The 20,188-nt window shown below is 70.6% G+C and carries 15 protein-coding genes; 13 read left to right on the forward strand and 2 right to left on the reverse strand.

Annotation, left to right across the window (positions count from 1 at the left end):
* The first annotated feature begins 210 nt into the window (after positions 1-210).
* The 3 genes from D4740_RS06850 (at position 211) to D4740_RS06860 (ending at position 2,526) form a co-directional block, all read left to right on the forward strand.
* Positions 211-639, forward strand: a complete 429-nt coding sequence (locus D4740_RS06850) for a hypothetical protein (protein WP_119836218.1) — start codon at positions 211-213, stop codon at positions 637-639.
* 319 nt (positions 640-958) lie between these two features.
* Complete coding sequence (locus tag D4740_RS06855; protein WP_259390742.1) at positions 959-1,450, forward strand: MAE_28990/MAE_18760 family HEPN-like nuclease; 492 nt, start codon at positions 959-961, stop codon at positions 1,448-1,450.
* Positions 1,447-2,526 (forward strand): DNA cytosine methyltransferase, encoded by a 1,080-nt coding sequence (locus D4740_RS06860; RefSeq protein ID WP_119836220.1) that lies wholly within the window; start codon positions 1,447-1,449, stop codon positions 2,524-2,526. Before D4740_RS06855 ends, D4740_RS06860 begins: the two co-directional genes overlap by 4 nt.
* Before the next feature lie 143 nt (positions 2,527-2,669).
* Here the strand turns inward: D4740_RS06860 and D4740_RS06865 are convergent, their stop codons facing one another.
* Both D4740_RS06865 and D4740_RS06870 read right to left on the reverse strand, forming a co-directional pair.
* A complete protein-coding gene (locus D4740_RS06865) occupies positions 2,670-3,734 on the reverse strand; it encodes a hypothetical protein (protein WP_119836221.1) in 1,065 nt (354 codons plus the stop codon).
* Between the two features lie 218 nt (positions 3,735-3,952).
* Positions 3,953-4,525 (reverse strand): hypothetical protein, encoded by a 573-nt coding sequence (locus tag D4740_RS06870; protein ID WP_147392863.1) that lies wholly within the window; start codon positions 4,523-4,525, stop codon positions 3,953-3,955.
* Between the two features lie 436 nt (positions 4,526-4,961).
* On the opposite strand from D4740_RS06870, the gene D4740_RS06875 reads away from it, so the two are divergent.
* From D4740_RS06875 to D4740_RS06920, 10 genes are all read left to right on the forward strand, one after another.
* The gene (locus tag D4740_RS06875) at positions 4,962-6,149 is read left to right on the forward strand and encodes a thiamine ABC transporter substrate-binding protein (RefSeq protein WP_310732074.1); all 1,188 of its coding nucleotides are present in this window, start codon (positions 4,962-4,964) and stop codon (positions 6,147-6,149) included.
* Entirely contained in the window at positions 6,146-7,981 is a 1,836-nt protein-coding gene (locus tag D4740_RS06880; protein ID WP_259390708.1) for an iron ABC transporter permease, read from the forward strand. Before D4740_RS06875 ends, D4740_RS06880 begins: the two co-directional genes overlap by 4 nt.
* Before the next feature lie 2 nt (positions 7,982-7,983).
* Positions 7,984-9,291: an ABC transporter ATP-binding protein gene (locus D4740_RS06885; protein WP_243106869.1), complete on the forward strand. Its 1,308-nt coding sequence runs from the start codon at positions 7,984-7,986 to the stop codon at positions 9,289-9,291.
* Between the two features lie 270 nt (positions 9,292-9,561).
* Complete coding sequence (locus tag D4740_RS06890) at positions 9,562-10,695, forward strand: hypothetical protein (RefSeq protein ID WP_119836223.1); 1,134 nt, start codon at positions 9,562-9,564, stop codon at positions 10,693-10,695.
* Positions 10,696-10,765: 70 nt separating this feature from the next.
* Positions 10,766-11,485, forward strand: a complete 720-nt coding sequence (locus tag D4740_RS06895; protein ID WP_119836224.1) for a DUF6620 family protein — start codon at positions 10,766-10,768, stop codon at positions 11,483-11,485.
* A gap of 229 nt (positions 11,486-11,714) precedes the next feature.
* Positions 11,715-13,511, forward strand: a complete 1,797-nt coding sequence (locus D4740_RS06900) for an HSP90 family protein (RefSeq protein ID WP_119836225.1) — start codon at positions 11,715-11,717, stop codon at positions 13,509-13,511.
* Positions 13,512-13,571: 60 nt separating this feature from the next.
* Positions 13,572-16,793, forward strand: coding sequence for a hypothetical protein (locus D4740_RS06905; RefSeq protein WP_119836226.1), 3,222 nt, complete (start codon positions 13,572-13,574; stop codon positions 16,791-16,793).
* 103 nt (positions 16,794-16,896) lie between these two features.
* On the forward strand, positions 16,897-17,760 hold the full coding sequence (locus D4740_RS06910; protein ID WP_119836227.1) for a glutathione S-transferase C-terminal domain-containing protein: 864 nt from the start codon (positions 16,897-16,899) through the stop codon (positions 17,758-17,760).
* 298 nt (positions 17,761-18,058) lie between these two features.
* Positions 18,059-19,420 carry a hypothetical protein gene (locus tag D4740_RS06915; RefSeq protein ID WP_147392864.1) on the forward strand — a complete coding sequence of 454 codons (1,362 nt, stop codon included), beginning with the start codon at positions 18,059-18,061 and terminating at the stop codon, positions 19,418-19,420.
* Positions 19,421-19,422: 2 nt separating this feature from the next.
* Positions 19,423-20,187, forward strand: coding sequence for a hypothetical protein (locus tag D4740_RS06920; protein ID WP_147392865.1), 765 nt, complete (start codon positions 19,423-19,425; stop codon positions 20,185-20,187).
* Position 20,188: the final 1 nt, after the last annotated feature.

Raw genomic sequence — 20,188 nt, forward strand, 5'->3', positions numbered from 1 at the left:
TCCGCCTCCCCCGCGCCCTGGTGTCCGTCACGCCGGGGCGGGACCGCCGACCTCTGAGCTCACATGCCAGGACAGGCGGGACGTATCCGGGAGATATTTCTGCGTTACCCGCCGGTGCTGCCTCTGGCTTGTAGGCTTGGGGACACAGGTTCCCAAGCGCCGCGGCAGAGGCGGTTTGAGCCCGGTGCGCCCGGGCGGATAGGAGATCTCATGCCCGAGTGGTCCTTTGAAGCCCAGATGGAGGCTGTTGACAGCCTGCAGACCCACCTGGCCGAGTTTATGCGCTCCGCAGGCGTGAGCGAGGTGGTGGTCGAGGTCCAGTGCGTGGGCACGCGAGCCGCCGCCCGCACCCGCGCTCTGCGCCCAGGAGGCGACTGGGAGGAGAACGTGGTCCCTGGCCCGATCGTGGAGGAGTCAGTGCGCCTGCGCTCGCCCATGGCCCGCCCCGGAGGAGGCGCGTGGACATGGGCGTCGCTGACCATGAGCAGCCGTGACTACCAGCTGGCCTCCGACTTCGACTACGACCACCAGCCCCAGCTCACCCCCCCCGTCACCGCGGACGACTGTGCCGAGGAGCTGCGTCTCTTCCCCCGTGACCCCCGGGCCACCCCCGACTGGCTGGCTCAGGGACGGCGTTGACAGTCTGGCCCAGGAGCGACGTTCTGACAAAGGGGCCTGGTCCAGGGGGCGACGCTGGCGGTCCCCGACCGTAGCGCATGATGGGGGTCACCCGGTTGCCGCCAGGTGACCCCCCGAGGCTGGCGGCTCAGATGAACTATCTGCCGAGGGTCTCAGGCGGACTCGGGCGGCCGGGTAGTTCCCTCCGCTTTGTCCAGGCTGCGATCCCATCGTGTCGTGTCGACAATACACAGCCCAGATCCAGGGTGTAGAAGGCGTCGGTATCTCCTGGTACTCTCCCGGAAACGGGCTTAGGGATCACCAGCCCGCCGTGTCGACGATGGCGCTCTCGCCACGATATCCTCAAGGCAGGCCTGTGCAGCCTGTCGGAAACGACCTCGGCCCTAAGAGACGGCTGGAGGCTGCTCTCGGCATGTGCGAACAGCTCCTGGACCAGGTGCCGGTCAAGGGCTTCAAGATCGACCCTGGTGGAGGAGGGAACTGGGATGACGTCTCTATCAAGGAGCTCTGCGAGCGCGTCGGTTGCAGGTTGGTGATCTCCCGGGATGTATCTCAGGCAGCCAAGCGCCATATCAGAGACAATATGGGTGCGTTGAAGCTTGTCAAGGACCGCCGTAACAGGCTGGCGCACGGCTCGCTGTCCTTTGTCGAGTGCTGTGGGGAAACCGTGACAGTCGGTGAGCTCAAGGAGGTTGCCGACGCGGTCAGTGACTACCTGCGAGAAGCCGTCGGCTGCTTCGATAGCTTCATCGCGCGTGAGATCGTAGGCAAGAGGAGACGGGAAAGAAGACGGGAGGTGCGAGTTTCGTGAGAAAGGAGGTCGGCACCCTCTCGATCCGTGCTGTTGATCTGTTCTGTGGAGTCGGTGGACTCACCCACGGCCTCGCCCGGGCTGGCATAGACGTCGTAGCCGGGATCGATATTGATCCCGCATGCAGGTATCCCTATGAGGCTAACAATGAGGCGAGGTTCGTTGAAGGCGACGTGAATGACCTTGAGGCGTCAGAGGTAGAGCGGCTCGTCGGTGGAGCTGATGTCAGCCTGATTGCCGGGTGCGCGCCCTGCCAGCCGTTCTCGACATACAGCCGCTCTGGCCGCAGCAAGAGGCGCGGTAGCGACTGGCAGCTTGTTGAGACGTTTGGCAGGCTGGTGCGAGAGGTCCAGCCTGACCTCGTGACGATGGAGAATGTGCCGCAGCTGCTGGACCATCCGGTATTTAGCCGGTTCGTGGAGGACCTGAGTGGCTACTCGGTCGGGTGGTCCGTAGTCCAGGCCGCTCGTATTGGTGTCCCGCAGACAAGAAAGCGTCTTGTCCTGGTCGCCTCACGACTCGGCGACGTCGGCCTTCCCCTCTCGCAGGAGGGGAAGGAAGCAAGGACTGTGCGTCAGGCTATCGGGGGACTCCGCCCCATCAGGGCTGGCGAGTCGGACCCCGAGGACCGGCTGCACGTAGCCTCTCGGCTGAGCAGGGTGAACCTGGAGCGGATACGTCATTCGAAGCCGGGGGGGACGTGGCGTGACTGGCCCGAGGACCTCCGAGCCGCGTGTCACCGCAAGACCAGTGGTGCGACCTACCCGAGCGTGTACGGACGCATGTCCTGGGATGAGGCGAGTCCGACCATCACTACTCAGTGCTTCGGATACGGCAACGGGCGTTTCGGGCATCCCGAGCAGGATCGGGCCATCTCACTTCGCGAGGCCGCGATCTTGCAGACCTTCCCGCCGAAGTACAAGTTTGTGCGGCCCGATGAGCCTGTCCGGTTCAACGTCCTGGGCCGCCTCATAGGTAACGCTGTTCCCGTGCGCCTGGGAGAGGCGGTGGGGCAGACGCTGGTGGCGCATGCCGCACAGTTCACTCGTCCAAACCACGCCGTGGAGGCGCACTGAGGGCGGCTGCGTCAGCGAGGGGCTCGTATGGCGTCAGGCTGGGAGCGGAACCGTGGCACGCGGCTTAACGACCGGGCGGCACATCAAGGTCCGTTCGTAAGCACCAGGTGTCTCACGGCTCACAGCTAGTAGCCCGCGATGCCCTAGCCCAGGGGGTAGCCGAGATCGGCGCCGTCGGGCAGCGGGGTGATGCTGGCAAACCTGCGGGCGGCCTGCACCCCGGTAGTCAGGCTGCACTCCGGGCTGCCCGCCAGGGCCAGCAGTGCCTCCTCGGTCAGGTCGGCTCCCTGGCTAACAGCACGGCGCAGGGCGTGCCTGCGGCAGGTGTCGAAGGCCTCCTCGACGTCACGGGCCAGGGCGCGTGCCTCCTGCCTCGGTCTGTGGTGGATCCGAAAGTCGTGCGCCATGTCCATCAGCTTCTGCAGGACAGGCCCGGGAATGTCCGGGACGCGTGCGAGGACCTCACGGACACCTTCCACGGTCATCAGCGGGTCCGCGGCCAGCGGGTCATCGGCGGGAGGCTCCTCAGGGCCAAGGCCGGGGCCAGTGCCGGGGCCGCCGCCAAAGAAGAACTCGTTGACGACCTCGTCCGTCAGTGCCCGCAGGCGCGCCTCCCTCTCATCGGTGGGAGGCTTTCTAGGGCTGAGGTCCACCCCGAAGAAGTAGTCGGAGAAGGAGTCGTCAGCGTACTGCTGCAGGCACTCATCACCCGCTGCCAGCATCTCCAGTCCGCTCAGCTCGACACCAGCGTCGTCGGTGTCAGGTTCCCACCACTGCTGCCCGTCGTAGAGCGCGGCAACAGTCCACCACTGGACGTGCCGGGTCTGTCTGTCCTGTGGTCTCCAAGGCAGGAGCCGGGCAGCCCACTCCGGCAGGCCCCGGCGCGGGTCCTCCTCGCCGGAGTAGCCGAAGGACACGTCCCGGTCGAAGCCCGCCAGCAGTGCCCGGCCACCAGTGAGCTGGATCAACTGCGCCCAGGAGCCGCCGCCGTCACTGTAGTACCACCCGTGGGGCTGCGCTCCGGTGTAGTGCGGAGGGACCAGCACGGTGTCCCCAGGCTCCCCGGTGTCCCCGGCGCGGGGGCCGCCGACCCTGTTGAGGGAGGCGTTCATGAGGGCTGCGTCCACCGCGATATGGCGGGTCATGGTCTCGACGTCGGGCAGGTCGCGGGTTCTCAGGCCAGGGCTGCTGGAGGCGTCGGTGCTCACCCCTCCAACCGTAGCAAGACGTGCCGCTGTCGCGGACGCCACCCCTACCACCCGCTACCATGGTCCCTGCGACAGGGGAGCGCCCTGTCACCGACTAGTGGAGCGCATGGGGTTGCTTCCTAGACGGGGTCATGTCATACTCTGTGTGCCGCTGCATTACGGTGCGGAGCGGAAGTAGACGCCGGGCGCCTGTGAGGTCATAGGGCCCGGCGTTCGCGCTACCTGGTGGGCTGCATCGTCTCCAGCCGGACGGAAGCAGCCAGCAGGTTCCAGTTTGTGGTTTTCCCTGTCCTCGCGTCGCCGTAAGCACCAAGAACCTGGTCAGGTACCCACAGATGCGGTTCTTCATCACCGTAGGCGTGCTGCAGGCTGAAGCGTGTGGAGATCATCCCGCTTTGACGAGCGATAGCGACAGTGGCTTGATCCTTGTCGTCCTGCTTCCGTTGCCTGTGCTCAAGCACCAACCTCCCGACATCGTAGTCACAGGCAAGAATTGTCACTAGCGTCATGAGCGCCTGCTGGCGTGCCTGCTCTTCGTGAGCACCATGCACCAAGGGAGAGGCGAGGACAATCAGATGGCGGGCAGAGGAGGAGCCGATGACGCGACACGCCTCTTTCCTGACGTGGGGCACGGAGTCCCGCCAGTGGAGCTTGGGTCCTCGCGCGAGTTTCTTCAGGGGGCTGATCGGGTCCGGGAGGGCGTCGTCATGAAGATAGGCGCCGAGCAAGTACATCGACTCGGGTACACCTGTGCGACGGATGCTCTCATCGCCGTAAGCCGTCACCGTCACGGATGAACAATAGCCGAACGGGCGGTGTTCTTCAGCGTCTGCGTCTCCAAGCCAGAACAGCCTGCCTACACCCACCACACGGCCCCGCCACCACCCGCTACCATGGACCCTGCGACAGGGGAGCGCCCCGCCGCCAGGCAGCCCGGGTCCGGCCAGCGTGCCAACCACCACGGCCAACCCGGCCCCGTCAGCGGCAGCGGCGCTGAGAGTGCGGGCACCCGCAGACCCTCGAACCTGCTCCGGCTAGCACCGGCGAAGGAAGTCGAGACATCTCCCTGGGCAGTGCGCGCAGCACCGTGGCCAGCGTGCCGCCTGCCCAGGCCCTCCGGACCACCATCCTGGAGGCACAGCCATGACAACCATGACAACAACACAGACACCCCAGAGCAGCCGACTCCGGCCGTGCGCTCACGCCCAGCCGTGCAGCCGTTCCCAGGTGCGCACTGGCCCCCGGCTGCTGGTTCCGCAGCCACTGACCCGGCTGGGGCCGGGACGCTCCCGTTCCCGCCTCAGCCCCGCCCCCACCTGCGCCGCCCGCCTCAGCCCCACCCCTTCCCGCCGCAGCCTTCTCACCGCCGGGGGCGCCGGGGCGCTGGCGGCCACGCTGTCGGCCGCCCTGGCCGCCTGCTCAGGCGGGGACCCCGGCGGCGCAGCCTCCGGCAGCACCGTCACTGTGGTCACCCACGACTCCTTCAGCCTCTCCGAGGACCTCCTCGCCGCCTTCGAGGCCGACACCGGCTACACGCTGACCACCCTGCCCTCCGGTGACACCGGCGAGCTGGTCAACCGGCTTGTTCTCACCAAGGACGCCCCCCTGGGCGACGCCGTCTACGGCATCGACAACACCTACGCCTCCCGAGCCCTGGCCGAGGGCGTCATCGACACCACCGCCGTCCCCGCCCTGCCCCCGGGGGCCGACGGCTACGTCGTCGAGGACACCCCTGCCCTGGCCCCCGTCGACGTCGGCGACGTCTGCCTCAACATCGACACCGCCTACTTCGCCGACCGCGACCTCGCTGCACCGAGCACCTTTGAGGACCTCGCCGACAGCGACTACGCCCCCCTCCTGGTGGCCATCGACCCCTCCACCTCCTCCACCGGCCTGGCCTGGATGCTGGCCACCGTCGGCCACTTCGGCACCGGTGCCGGCTCCGGCTTCGCCAGCTACTGGAAGACGCTGGTCGAGGGCGGGACCCGCATCGACGCCGGGTGGTCCGACGCCTACTACACCGACTTCACCGCAGGCGGCGGCCAGGGCTCCTACCCGGTCGTGGTGTCCTACTCCTCCTCGCCCGCCTACACCCTCACCGACGACGGCTCGGCCACCACCACCGCGGCCCTGCCTGCCACCGCCTTCCGCCAGGTGGAGTACGCCGGGGTGCTCACCGGGGCCGCCAACCCGGAAGGAGGCCGGGCCTTCGTGGAGTGGATGCTCTCCCGGGCGGTCCAGGAGGACATCCCCGGCCAGATGTACATGTACCCCGTGGATGCCGAGGCCTCCCTGCCCCCCGAGCTGGAGTCCTTCGGGCCGCTGGCTCCCGACCCCGTCACTGTCAGCCCCCAGGACATCACCGCCCACCGGGAGGAGTGGCTGAGCGCCTGGAGCGAGGCTGTCGGCGCGTGAGCCCGGCAGCAGGCGGGGTGCCCGAGCGCCCGGGGAACAGCGAGCCCGACAGCCTTGCCCCGGTCACGCGACGGGGCGGGCACGGGCGTACCGGTGAGCCCGGGCACCCCAGGTCCGGCGGTCACGTCGGCCGGGCAGGAGCGCCCCTGTCCCGGGCCGGCCCGCCCGGCCCGAGGCCCAGCTGGGCGGAGCGCCTGGGCTGGACCCTGGCGCTCGCCCTGCCTCTGGGCCTGCTCGCCCTCCTGTTCGCCTGGCCGGTGGCCACCCTGGTGGCGCGCGGCCTGGCCCCCGAGGGCGTGCCCGACCCCGGTGGTGTCGCCGAGGTCCTTACCCGGGAGCGCACCTGGCGGGTCCTGCGACAGACCCTGGTCCAGGCCGCCCTGGCCACCACCGCCTGCGTGGTCCTGGGCGTGCCCGGGGCGCTGGTCCTCTACCGACGCCGCTTCCCTGGGCGGGGCCTGCTGCGCGCCGTGGTCACCGTCCCCTTCGTGCTGCCCACCGTCGTGGTGGGCACCGCCTTCCACGCGCTGGTCACCACCGGCGGCCCCCTGGAGGCGCTGGGCCTGGACGGGACGACGACGGCGGTGGTCGCCGCCCTGGCCTTCTTCAACTACGGCCTGGTGGTACGCACTGTGGGCACCATGTGGTCCCGGCTGGACCCCCGCGCCGTGGAGGCCGCCCGGGCGCTGGGGGCCTCACCGGCCCGTGCCCTGGCTACCGTCACCCTGCCCGCCCTGGCTCCTGCCGTGGCCTCCTCCGCCTCGCTGACCTTCCTGTTCAGCGCCACTGCCTACGGGGTGGTCCTGGTGCTGGGCGGCCCGAGCACGGGCACCGTCGAGACCGAGATCTATGTGCTCACCACCCAGTACCTCGACCTGCGGGCGGCGGCCGTCCTGTCCATGCTCCAGCTCGGTGTCGTCGCTGCGGCCCTGTGGGTGGCCGAGCGTGCCCGACGGGCCACCCAGGTGCGCCTGCGCACGCGTACCGAGGTGAGGCCCACCCGCCTGAGCCCTGCCGACCTGCCCGCCCTCCTGGTCACCGCTGCCACCGTCGCCGGGTTGCTGGTGGCCCCCATGGCGGTCCTGGTGACGCGCTCCCTACAGCGCGACGGCGCCTGGACCCTGGCCAACTATGCCGACCTGGCCACCACCGGGGGGCGCAACGCGTTGGTGGTCACCGTGTGGCAGGCGGCCGCAGCCTCCGTGCGGGTGGCCGTGGTCGCCGCCATCATCGCCCTGGTGGTGGGGGTGGCTGTCAGCCTGCTCCTGTCCCGACGGCCCCGGGGGCGCTGGCTCGCCCGGGCGCTGGTCGTCCTGGACGCCGTCTTCATGCTGCCTCTGGGGGTCTCCGCGGTCACCGTGGGCTTCGGCTTCCTCATCACCCTGAGCCGCCCGCCCCTGTCCCTGACTCGCTCCTGGTGGGTGCTGCCCCTGGCCCAGGCGGTGGTGGCCGTCCCCCTGGTGGTGCGCACTCTCCTGCCGTCCCTGCGCGCTGTCGACCCCCGCCAGCGCCAGGCCGCCGCCGCCCTGGGAGCCGGGCCGGGCCGAGTGCTGCTGAGCGTGGACGGCCCCCAGGCGCTGCGCTCGGGCGGGCTGGCCGCAGGTCTGGCCCTGGCGACCTCCCTGGGCGAGTTCGGGGCGACGTCGTTCCTGGCCCGCCCCCAGGAGCCCACCTTGCCGGTGGTGGTCTACCGCCTCATCTCCAGCCCGGGGGCGCAGAACCAGGGGATGGCCCTGGCCGCCGGGGTCGTGCTCGCCGTGGGGGCGGGACTGGTCATGCTGGGATGCGAGGCGCTGGCGCGCGTGGCTGAGCTGAGAGGACAGGAGCGATGACCATGACCAGGACGATCATGACCAGGAGGATCATGACCAGCATGAGTCCCGGGACCAGCAGCAACGGTACGGCCGGTACGACTAGCGGTGCGCCCGGGACCAGTGGCGCCGCCACAGGTGAGGCCGCCGGTACAGCCAGCACGGCCGGCCCGGGCGCCAGGGGCCTGTCCGTACGCGGCCTCGCCGTGACCTATGGGGGGCGCACTGCTACCGGTGCCGTCAGCGGCCTCGACCTTGACGTGGCCCCCGGGGAGGTCGTCGCGCTCCTGGGTCCCTCCGGCTGTGGCAAGTCCTCGCTGCTGCGCGCCGTGGCAGGCCTGGAGGACCTGGCCGCCGGGGAGGTCCGCTGGGACGGTGAGGACGTGGTGGGCCTGCCTGTCCACCGGCGCGGGTTCGGGCTGATGTTCCAGGACGGGCAGCTCTTTGAGCACCGCGACGTGGCCGGGAACGTCGCCTACGGGCTGAGGCGGCTCCCGCGGGGCCAACGTGCCCAGAGGGTGGAGGAGATGCTGGCGCTCGTGGGGCTGTCCGGCCTGGGGCGGCGCCGGGTGGCGACGCTGTCGGGCGGCCAGGCCCAGCGTGTGGCCCTGGCCCGCTCACTGGCCCCCTCCCCACGGCTCCTCCTGCTGGACGAGCCCCTGTCCTCCCTGGACCGTGCCCTGCGTGACCAGCTGGCCGCAGACCTGCGCTCCATCCTGCGTGCCCAGGGAACCACCGCCCTCTATGTCACCCACGACCAGGACGAGGCGATGACTGTGGCTGACCGTGTCGGTGTCATGGGTTCGGGCCGCCTCCTGCGGCTGGACACCCCCGAGAGGCTGTGGGCGCACCCGGGCAGCGACGAGGTCGCCAGGTTCCTCGGCTTCGGGCCGTTCCTGGCCGCGGGGGCGGGGGGCGGGTCCTGCCTCGCCCTGGCGCCCGGGGCGCTGCGGGCACAGGAGTCCGGGGAGACTCTGAGGGTCTCACCAGGCACAGGCTCCGGGCAGGTCGGTGCCGGGGAGTCGGCAGCCACCGGGAAGGCAGGGGAGCAGACGGGAGCACCGGGTCTGAGGACGCAGCCGCCGGTCAGGCTGGTCGGCGCCACCCTGGGCTCGAGGGTGCGCCGGGGCAGGTGGGAGGTGGAGGTCCTCCTCGGGCCCGGCCAGGTGGTCACTCTGGGTGCCGACCGGTTCGTGACCACGGGGCGCGAGCGGGTTGCCGTCGTGGCCAGGGCTGCCAGTCAGCCAGGTGAGCCGGTGATCGCGCTGCTCGACCTGACAAGGACCGCGCTCCTGCCTCGGTACGCAGGGGGCGGGGAGCCGGCCTCATGACGGTGGGCCTGGCGGTGGACGCCGCGATCCTGTGCGAGGGGCGGGGACGTGGGCGGCTGCCGGACTGTGACGGGCAGGCGGGTCAGTGAGAGGTAAGTGAGAGGTAGCAGCATCCCGTAGCCTTGTGCCGGTGGGTGCTGCCGGGACACGGCGGCCCCGCCTCTGGCCACCTGTCCACCACCGCCCGTCTCTCTTCTGCCTTTCCGTTCTGTCTTCTCCGTCTTTCTCGTCTTTTGCCTGTCGTCACCTTCCCAGCGCAAGGAGGCAGTTGTGCCCACCTATGCCCACTACCGCAGCCAGCTGGAGGCGCTGACTGAGCGCCTGCGGGTCTACCTGGACCGCCTGGAGGCGCGCGCTCGCGAGTACACCGCCCAGGCCGCCTCCGTGACCGCCGGGCTCCAGGTGAGCGACCCCGGGGCCGCACAGGAGCACCGTGCAGAGGTCCGTCGCACCGTCATGTACCTCCACACCAAGGCGCAGCGCACCTTCGACCAGCATCTTGCTCCCTTTGGCAGGATCGACGACGACCACCTCACCCCGCAGGAGCGCGCTGCCCTGGAGAACCTCCTGGAGACGGCCAGGGCTATGGTGGGCGACTTTCGGACCCGGCTGGAGCGTGTCGTGGACGGGGCGCCCACCCGGTCCCGGCCAGGCCTGGAGGACCAGGCTACCGACCAGATCCCGGCGTACCAGCCCCCTGAACAGCCCCGGCAGGACCTTGCTCAGCAGGACCTGCCCTACCACGACGTGCCCCAGTCCGCGGGGTGGGACAGGGCGGTCGAGGACTGGAGGCTGGCCCAGGCCTCCTTCACCTGTCAGCGGTGCGGCACCCGCGTGCCTCTTCCCGAGCTCTACCACGTGGCGGTCTACCTCACCTGCCCGGGTTGCGGCTCCCGGGTCGTCTTCCAGCCCTCCCCCGCCATGCAGGCGGCACCGGAGTGGGCGGAGGAGCTGGCGCAGGAGCAGGCTGCCCCGCAGAGACGCCGCTATGAGGAGCAGACCGCCCAGGAGTCGGCCCCGGGGATGAGGCTGGTCCACGACGTGTACTACCGGCTGGCCTGGTTCCACGCGCTCTCCAGCATGCTGCCCTTCTACGCCAGGACCAGGAGGCAGGCTTTCCTGGGCGAGCTGGGCTCCTGCTACCAGCCGCAGAGCAGCCCGCAGAGTTCCCGCTACGCCGAGATGGAGTACGTCAACATCATCGGCTCCTTCGGGGACTACGCAGCCGTGCTCCGCCAGCAGGGGCTCGCCGCTCACCTGGAGCTGCTGCTCGCTGTGGTGCGCTCGGTCATGCGCCCCGGGGACGCCCTGGCTCACAGCGTGCTGGAGGGCACCTACACCGAGGCCGCCTACCAGCAGCGTGCCGACGCGGCCCTGCGGCTGCCCGACGCCCTGCCGCGTTGACCGGCGTGACCGGAGGCTGACCCGCCCCTGTCCTGGACCTGCCCGACGACCCCTCCGAGAGGACTCCACCATGTCCGGATACAGCGCCGAGAGCTACTACCGCCTGGACCTGCCCCACGGCTTCAGCCGTCCCATGAACGTGGGGATACCGGGGGAGGAGATGGTCCACCTGCACTATCCGCAGGTGCCCGCGAACCTGCCCCCGGGCGCTGCCGAGTACGCTCAGGCCTGGTGGCAGACCTGGAGCCCCCTGCTCGACGGGCACATCGACGTCGCTCGTGCCGCTGAGGCGGGCAACATCCCCCAGGCCGAGCAGCTGCTCTACAACTGGGAGCAGTCCGTCCTGCGGGCCAGTGCCGACGCGCACCAGATGGGTGACTTCCAGGGAGGGCGCACCCTGGTGATCGGCTCCGACGAGATCGAGGGACGCTTTGCCGACGTCGTCGACGCGCTGCGGGAGTTCATGCGGGTCCGTGCTGCTGGTGGGGACGACTCGGAGGCTGTCGGTACCGCCCACCTGGCTATCGGTGACCTCCACATCGACCTCAACCGCTTCGTGGCGCTCTTCCTGGCCAGCCCTACCGTCACGGTGACCGCCCAGGTCGAGGAGGCGGATCCGGCCGACCTGGCCGCAGAGGCGGAGCCGGTCGGCCAGCTCGACGCGTCCAGGCGCGTGCCCAGCGACGTACCGGACGCTTTCAATGACACGCCCCGGGACACGCCCCGGGACACGCCCTGGGACACGCCCTGGGACACGCCCCGGGACATTGCCGCTGACATCGAGTTCTGAGACGCCTGGCCCGTCCCGGAGCGGACGGGCCGCCCGCGTTGTGATGAGGCTTCCAGCAAGCTGACGGACACTGGGCGACGGACCTGGCCGGACCCGGCTAGGCTCGGCAGCCGAGGCCGCCTGGCCAGGCGGGCGGTCCGTGACGCCCTGGCACCGCCGTTCCAGGGCGGACCTGCACGGCACGGGAGACGCGACGCGGGGACCAGACAGGAAGGAGCTCTCTGAGCCGATGGCAGCATTCCAGGTTGACCTGCGCGGGATGGTGGACCTCCTCTCGCGCAACCTCTACTCGGGCCCCCGTGTCTATGTCCGCGAGCTGCTCCAGAACACGGTGGACGCCATCGCGGCCCGGCGCGCCCTGGACCCGGGCTGCCCCGCCGAGGTCACCCTCACTGTCGCCGACGGAGGCCTGACCTGCCACGACACCGGTGTCGGGCTGACGCTGGAGGAGGCCGGAGAACTCCTGTCAACCATCGGTACCTCCTCCAAGCGTGACGAGCTGGGGCTGGCGCGTGGCGACTACCTGGGCCAGTTCGGTATCGGCATGCTGTCGTGCTTTATGGTCTCCAGCGAGATCCTGGTGCGCTCCCGGTCCGCCCGTGCCCCGGACAGCCCCACTGTGACCTGGACGGGCAGCACCGACGGGACCTACGAGGTGCGCGCCCTGGACCCTGGCGACCCCACCAGCCTGGACCATCCGGGCACCAGCGTCACGCTGACCGGCCTGCCCGGCGAGCCGTGGCTGGAGTCGGCCACGGTGCGTGCCCTGGTGGACGAGTTCGGCTCCCTGCTCCCGGTCGAGGTCCAGGTACGCAGTGGTGGGGGGACCCTCACCCGCCACGCCCGCCAGGCCGCCCCGTGGGAACTGACCCGCCAGGAGCAGGAGGACTGGTGCCGTGAGCACCTGGGGGTCGACCCCTTCGACGTCATCGATCTGAAGGTGCCTGCCGCCGGGCTGCGTGGGATCGCGGTAGTGGTGACTGCGGCCCACCCCACGGCCGGCGCCCACCACACCGCCTATGTCAGGCGCATGCTCGTCTCGCGCCACGCGGAGGGGCTGGCCCCGGAGTGGGCCTACTTCGTGCGGGTGGTGGCCGATGCCTCCCACCTGCGCCTGACCGCCTCGCGCGAGCAGCTCGTGGACGACGACCTGCGCTGCCACACCCAAGAGGCAGTCGGCCAGGCGGTGCGCGCCTGGCTGGAGCGCCTGGCGCGTACCGACCCCGGGGGCTTCGCCGAGTTCATGGCCGCCCACGCCGTGGGGCTGCGCAGCGTCGCCGTCAGCGACGGCGCCATGCTGGAGCTGGTGGTGTCCTACGCGCCGATGGAGACGACCCTGGGGCCGAGGACTCTCTCCCAGCTGGCCTCCAGCGGGCAGAGAGTCCGGTTTACCCGGACCGTGGACCAGTACCGGGCGCTGGCGGACGTAGCCGCTGCCCAGGGCATCGTCCTGGTCAACGCGGGCTACGCCTATGAGGAGGAGGTCGTCTCCGCCTTCCTGGCCCGCGCCGACCTCCTGGGTGCCAGGGCGGACATCGCGCTGGTGGACCCCGGCGAGCTGCTGGAGGCCTTCACCCCCTGCTCCCCGGCGGAGGAGGCGCAGGCCCTCGACGTCCTCGTGCTCGCTTCCCAGGCAATCGACCCCCAGGACTGCGAGGTGGTCATGCGCCGCTTCGAGCCGACCAGCCTGCCGGCCCTCTACCTGCCCGACCCTGACCTGGCCGGCCTTGTGGCCGTGCGCGTCTCCCACCCGGCGGCCTCCGGCGTGTGGTCGCAGGTCCTGGGTGTGGCTGACCCGCTCGCAGGCACCCGCGTGCCCCGCCTCGTCCTCAACCGGGCCAACCCGCTGATCGTCCGGCTGGTGACAGCAGGGGCGGATGACGCCGTCGTCGTGCAGATGCTGCGCGGCCTCTATATCCAGTGCCTCCTCCAGGGCAGGCAGACCCTGGGACCCAGGGAGCGCTCGTGGGCCGCCGAGACGCTCGGTGCCCTGCTGGACGCAGCCCTGCCGGGGCCGCAGCCATGACGCCGCGACGCCGCCGCTCCTGACGCCGCCTCCTGCGCTCCTGACCGGAAGGAACCACCCATGACCACACGTGAAGACATCCGTGAGCGCCTCGCCTACGCCGACGCCCTGAGACGCGACCCCCGGGCCTCCGCGCTGGTCGCCGAGGCCGTCACCTGGGCAGACGCCCTGGGCGAGGAGGATCTTCAGGTCGTGGCGCGCCTGGCTCTGACCGACGGCTACCTGCACGGCAACGAGGAGTGGAAGGCGCTGGAACCCTTTGTGCGCAACCTCGCGCGCTACCAGGAGCGCCCGGACCTGTTCGACGCCGACCAGGCCCGCAGGCTGCGTCGGCACTTCACGCGGGTGGTTGCCGTGGCCGCCGCCAACCCGAGGGTGGCCAAGGGCCAGGTGCGCCAGCTGGAGGCCAGCCTGGAGGAGCTCTACCGCAGCGAGGGCGCCTCCATGCACGTGGTCCACGGTGTGCGGGCCACGGTGGCCGGATTGCTGGGACTGGAGGAGGAGGCCGCTGAGGAGCTAGCCGCGTGGAGGGCCACGCCCCGTGACGACAGCTCTGACTGCGAGGGCTGCGACCCCGCGCGCCAGGTGGCCTTCGCCTACCGGACGGAGAGGTGGGAGCTGGCGGTCGCCACAGCGGTGCCTGTGCTGCGCGGGGAGGTCGGTTGCGGTCTTCAGGCCCGTACGGTGCAGTCACGAGTGCTCCTGCCCCTGCTGGCCTCCGGGCGCCCCGGGGCGGCCTGGAACACCCACCTACGCTCCTACCGAGGGCTGCGGCGGGATCCGGGTGCCCTGCTGGCCGTGGGACATCATCTGGAGTACCTGGCGCTGGCAGGCAGGTGGGAGCGGGGTATGGAGGTCCTGCGTCGGCACGTGGGTTGGCTGGACCAGGCGGAGTCGGCCCACGTGCTGCTGGCCGCCCTGTGCGGGATGAGCCTGGTGCTCAGGGAGGTCGAGCGCGCCGGGGCCGGGGAGGAGGCACTGGGTGTGGTCGTGCCCGCTGAGGCCCTGTGGTGCCCCCACCCTGCCATGGGGACGGGCACCCCCGTGTCCCAGGCCTACGCCGGGCTGTCCGCCTGGGCCCGTCGGCTGGCGGCAGCCTACGATCGTCGCAACGGCAACACGACAGTCTCCGACCACCTGGAGCGCAGCCTCATCCGTGCCCCTCTCACCGAGGGTGCCGCTGACGGTCATGCTGACCGTCACGCTTATGGGGGCGGCGCTGACAGCGGCACTGTGGGCGGGGCTGACGGCCGTGCAGCGGGGAGGCTGGGGAGTCCGGGGAGCCTCGGCCTGCTGCGGGTGCCCGAGCCCCTGCCTGAGCCCGCACCCACCGACCTGTCGCCCGTCGAGGCCGGCGACGACGCTGATGTCGCCTCCGCCCTAGGGATCATCCCTCCCGGCTCGGGACAGGAGGCGGCGCTCGGCACCCCGGCGCCCGGCACTACGGATGTGGCCGCCTCCCGTGGGCCGCAGCCCGTGCAGGCCCGGGGGGACGAGCCCGGGGAGGAGTCGGCAGAGCAGGGTCAGCCCCTCCCGCCGACGGACCTGGCTCCTCCGGAGCCGGTGCGCGACGGCCAGGACGCCGTGCGCCGCTATGCCGAGCTGCGCAGGGTCGTGGGCTCCTCCTCCCTGGACCACTGGTTCGTGGTGGACCAGGTCGCCACCCGCGACCTCCTGCCCCCCGACCTGGTCGTGGAGGGGCTGGAGGCGCAGACAGGGCTGCTGCGGGCGGCAGCCCTGACCTGCCGTGGGGACATGGACGAGGCCGTCACGCAGCGCCTGCGGGTGCGCCCCCGGCTCCAGGCGGACTACGGGCCGCTGGGGGCCTGCTACATCGACCTGCTGAACCTGGACAACGAGATCACCGCTGACAGCATCGCCGATCGGGACCAGGCCGGTGAGCGTGAACAGCGCCTGGAGCGGGCCACGCGGCTGACCAGCCGGATCGCGGCGACGGTCGAGAGGCTCACCGGTGGTGGTTCGCGCACCAGTGGCAGACACGCTGCCCCAGGCGGTCCCTCTCCCGTCGGTGCCGTGGAGGAGCACGGGCACACAGGGCCGGGAAGCCCAGGCAGGGGCAGTGCGGGCGACCTCCTGGTGCTGGCTGCCGACGCCCTCATGGCGGGCGCCTCGGTCCTGACGGACCTGGAGGCCCGGGAGGAGGCGCTGCACGCCTTGGAGGCGGCTGCCGTCGCGGCCGCAGCGCTACCTGCTGACCGCCACGCCGAGAGGATCGAGGACATCCTGGACATGGCCCGTGCGGAGGTGCTGGCCGAGTGCGGCGACGCCGACACCGGAGGACGGCTGGCGGAGGAGGTCCTGCGCCGTCATGAGCGGGTCTCCCCGGTGCTGGCTGTTCGGGGACGGCGCACCCTGGGGGTCGCCGCGATGCGGACGGGGCGGCTCCCCGAGGCGGTCACGCACTTCCGTGAGCAGACCAGCGTCATGATGTCTGCCGGGATCGCCATGTACACGGTGACCTCCCTGCTGTCGCTGGGGACGGCGCTAGGTGCCTGTGAGCGCTACCTGGAGAGCGCCGAGGTCCTGGAGACGGCCTTGTCCCTGGCTGACAGGGCCGGTGCAGGCAGCCTGGTGGCCTATCTGCACCGGGAGCTGGCCCAGACGACTACGGCGCTGGGCGAGTACCACGACGTGGTGGACCACTCTCTGGCAGCCGCACAGGTCCTAGAGGCTCAGGGGCGGCAGGCAGCGGCTGGCGAGCACCTCGCCTGCGCGGCCGCGGCCGCCGCGAGCACCGGTGACAGCACCTGGGCGGCAGCCCTGTTCCAGCGGGCCGCCGCCACCAAGGACTCCAGCACAGACTCGGAGCGGGCAGAGCGGGGCAGGCTCCTGCGTCGGGCGGCGCGGGCGCTGGTGGACGACAGCCCCCTGTCCACGGCCCGCTCCCGCCTGGAGGAGGCCCTCGCCCTCATGCAGGAGGCCAGGGGGCTTGTTGAGGACGTGCCTGACACCGTCGGATACCCCGCCGCCTGGGAGCTGGGCGACTGGCACGACGACATGGCGTGGATCCTGTGGCGCACCGGTGAGAGCGGCCCTGCCCTGGAGCACTGCGAGAAGGCCTTCTCCGGCTACATGGTCTCCCACGACCGTGAGTCGGCCGCCCGGCCGCTGTGCCTTCTCGCCCGCCTGCACGCCCAGCGTGGCGAGAAGGGGGAGGCCCTGGCTGCGTGCGCGCGGGTGCGTGATCTCCTGGCTCACCCCCGCTGGGACGGTCACGACGCCCTGGGGCTCGTGGACAGTATCGAGGCCAGTCTGGGCTGAGCCTGTCGGTTCGCCACCTGAGAATATGGGGCCTGCCGGGGCTGGTCGGGGGATGATTGACTCCTGAGCACGACCGAGCCCCATCTTGACCCAGGAGGCGCACATGGGCCTGGCAGTATCCCACCGATTTACTGACGACGACCTTCCTGTGGAAGCAGGTCGTTACCGCCTGGTCGCCTCAGGGAGCTGCCCGTGGTGCCGCCGGGTGCTCATCGCCCGTCGCCTGCTGGGGCTGACAGAGGCGATCCCGGTGTCGTGGACCTACGGCAGAGGTGAGGACGGCTACTGGGAGCTGACCGGCCCGGACGGCGCCCCCGGGGAGGACCCTGTCCTGGGCGCTCGGTCGCTGGCGGAGGTCTATGCCACCACCCCCGGCTACGAGCCGCCTCCCACGGTCCCCGCCCTGGTGGACACCACGACCGGGCAGGTCGTCAGCGACGACTCCGGCTCCCTCCTGTTCGACCTGGCCACAGCCTGGTGGGACCTGCACCGCGACGGCGCCCCCGACCTCTACCCCCTGGGGCGGCGCAACTCCACCGACGCCTGGGACCGGTGGGTCGGTGAGCACGTCAACCGAGGGCACGCCGTGGCCACCCACTCCCAGGACGAGGCGGCGGCGGCCGAGGCCGCCAACGGGGTCCTGGTGGCCTTCGACGTCATCGACACCCTGCTGGCCCGGGCAACAGGGATGGAGGCCTCCCGGGAGGCTGGGCTGACTATGCTGGACGGCCCGCCCCTGTCCTCGCTGGTCTCCATCGGCCAGTTCCTGTGCGGGGACGCCCCCACGGGCAGTGACATCCGCCTGTTCACCACGGTGCAGGACTACGAGTACCGCGGACGGCAGGGCTACCCGGACGGGGAGGCCCCGCCGATCTCCTTCTGGCCTGCCCTGGCCCGCTGGTTCCGGGCGCTGGAGGGACGTGCCGGATGGGTCGGCCCTGAGGAGCGCAGCGCCCTGGGACTGTGAGGCAGCTGGGCTGGGGGCTCTGTCCCTAGAGTCCCTGGCCGCCGTATGCGGGGAACACATTCACGTTCAGGGGGGATTAGCTCTGCCCCTGAGTCCCTGACCGCCGTCCTGGTTCCCGCCCTCTTCCTGTTCTTCTTGCGCCTCCCTCCTGCGCTATTCGCCCCGCCTTGGTCTTCCGTGGCTCGCCAGGGCGGTCGTCAGGTCGCTCGTTGGGGCGATCGCCCCTGTGACAGGCTCGCTGCTCCTGCTGAGATGGTGGGCGGACCCCGGCAGGCGGGGGCGGGAAGGAAGAGCAGCAGTGAGCAGGAGCACACGTCATCGCGAGTCCGGTCAGGCGACTGTGGAGTACGTCGGGGCTGTTCTCATCGTGGTCGCGCTGCTCCTGGCGGTGGTTATCGCCGTCTCCCCGGCAGCCCGCCAGATCGGCTGCGAGCTGGTCTCCACGGTGAGCCGGGCGGTGGGAGGCCCGGAGCTGGAGTGCGGGGAGGCCAGCACCGAGGCCGAGGAGACCCACGAGCCGGATGGGCCGTGCAAGCTCTCTGAGTCGTCACGCAGCAGAAGCGTGAGCGTGTCGGTGTTCGCGACCGCTGACGGGACCGGGACGATCACGGTGGTGGAGATGAGCGACGGGACCTACCAGGTCTCCGCCACCAACACGGCCAACATCTCTATCGGGGAGGGCAAGGGAACTGACTACGGCCTTGAGGTGACGGTTGACGGCAACACCTACGGGGGTGGTGCCAGCGCTGGTATCGGTGCGGGGCTGAAGGGGGAGGCTACCGCGACCTACACCGTCAACTCCGCTGAGGAGGCCGAGCAGCTGCGGGCCTACCTGCAGCAGGCGGAGGAGGAGCAGGCTGTCTCGGCCGTCTCTGGTGTGGGCGGTTTTCTGTACTCCGCCTACAACTACGTCACGGACAGGAACGGTGCTCGCAGCTACACCCCGCCGGAGCCGACCTCCGTCACCTACGCCGGCGGGGTGACCACGAGTGCCAGTACCAGTGCCACCGGTGGTTCCACGCACGTGGAGGCGGGCGTCAACCAGGCCAACATGCTGGGAGTCACCACCTCCCCCGGCGACGGGACGACGACCGTGTACTACAGTGCCAAGGTGGACGGCTCGGTCCAGGGGAACAACGGCGTGCCCGGGATCAACCAGAGCGAGGGAGAGGCCTCCGGTGAGCAGGAGGCGGTCGTGGCGGTCACCTTTGACAAGGACGGGGAGCCGATCGAGACCTCGATGCAGCTGATGTACGCAGGGAACGCGGAGGCGTCGGCAACAAACCCCTTCGGCGACGACTGGACCACGGCTCCGGCCTCCGGTGGACGCATCTATGAGGCGACGATCGACCTGACCGGTCCGGACGCCGAGCAGGGCTGGGCGCTGGCCCGGGCGGTGGGGGCCGCGGGAGCGTCCTCCAACCCCATCGGGGCGCACTTCGCCCTGGCCGACTACATTGCCCAGGCGAGGGAGAACGGGACCGTCACCGCGCAGGACGTGGAGACTGAGGGACAGACCGACTTCGGGCTCAGTGCGAACTTCAAGCCGGGCGGGATCGGCTTCGGCTTCGGGTACTCTGACGAGAGCTCCTCCACCACGTACTCTAACGGCCGGTACCTGGAGGGTGACGAGTGGCTGCCGTGGGAAGGGTGCGAGTGACCATGACGACTGTGACGAGCCTGATGACGGCTGTGGCGACTATGGGGAGGCGCGCTCTGCCACGTCGGCCCAGGGGCGGCCCCCTGGCTCTCCCGCGTCGCTCGGCCCTGGCCCTGCCAGGTGCGCTGCTGGTGGCGGGCCAGGCGGGGTGCGCCCGGCAGGACGCGGAGCAGCAGGAGGGGGACCAGCAGGCGGCTGCGGCGACAGCGACCCCGGTGGAGTGGCGCAACCCCAACCAGGTGCGGCTGGAGCCGGAGTACGCGTCGCGGAATATTAAGCAGGTGACCCAGGAGGGGCAGGCCGTGACCCAGGACGGTCTCACCCTCACCGCCCCCGAGGGAACTACTGTGGAGAAGGGGGAGTCCAGCGGCGGCCAGGAGCAGACGACCATCCTCTTCCCTGACCTGGAGGGGGACCCCTCACCCGACGTCCACACCTTCTACGCCCCGGACCTGGGGCGCTCCCTGCTAGCGGAGAGCCAGTACCAGGAGATCTCCCTGCTGGCGGTCCAGCGCGGCACTAACCCGTACGTGGTCCGTAGCCGTGAGCAGTGGCCGGGTACGGAGGAGGCCTACTACATGACCTGGTACCACGTGGACACCCAGCGGGGATGGACCTCGCAGAGCCCTGGTGAGTGCGCGTCCCTGTGGATCAGTGACGGGGCTACGGGGATGTGGGCGGTGCTGGCGGTGGCCGGACCGGGGCAGCTGCTGTCCGGGTCCAGCCCGGTCATGGACACCCTTCTTAGCGCGAGGATCGGGGAGTGAG

Source organism: Actinomyces sp. 2119 (assembly GCF_003591215.1).
Lineage (GTDB): Bacteria > Actinomycetota > Actinomycetes > Actinomycetales > Actinomycetaceae > Actinomyces > Actinomyces lilanjuaniae.